The sequence below is a fragment of the Chimaeribacter coloradensis genome (assembly GCF_002858715.1).
Classification (GTDB): Bacteria; Pseudomonadota; Gammaproteobacteria; order Enterobacterales; family Enterobacteriaceae; genus Chimaeribacter; species Chimaeribacter coloradensis.
In genome coordinates this window covers 1-372 of sequence record NZ_PJZH01000086.1, presented here as the reverse complement: position 1 = coordinate 372, position 372 = coordinate 1, and the positions used below count along the sequence as shown (strand labels likewise).

At 51.6% G+C, this 372-nt stretch carries 1 protein-coding gene; it reads left to right on the top strand.

Annotation, left to right across the window (positions count from 1 at the left end; all coding sequences use genetic code 11):
* A partial coding sequence (locus CYR32_RS21795) for a hypothetical protein (RefSeq protein WP_206602474.1) occupies nt 1-215 on the top strand: 215 nt, incomplete at its 5' end.
* Nucleotides 216-372: the final 157 nt, after the last annotated feature.

Genomic DNA, 372 nt, shown 5'->3' with positions numbered 1-372 from the left:
CGAGGGTTCGAATCCCTCCCTCACCGCCATATTCAAAAGCAGAAGGCCCCGATGAAAATCGGGGCCTTCTGCTTTTGTATCCGGTGATGGGCAGTCAACTTTCTGGCGTTTTTGATGCCTCCGCCTTCCCGGCCTACGCTGCCGGTAAAAACTCCCACTCGTCAGAGCAAAATTTTCGCCCGGTTTTCTCTTTTATCCCCTCTGAACTGCCCTGAAACGGCGATATAGGCAGCAAAGCGAACAGCACTTAACCATTTGCAAACAAACAGAGAAAATATTCTTGACCCATTGCACTGACCTCCCTATAGTAGCGCCCCGTTGAGACGCGAAAGCGACGAGACGACAATATGGTGAGGTGTCCGAGTGGCTGAA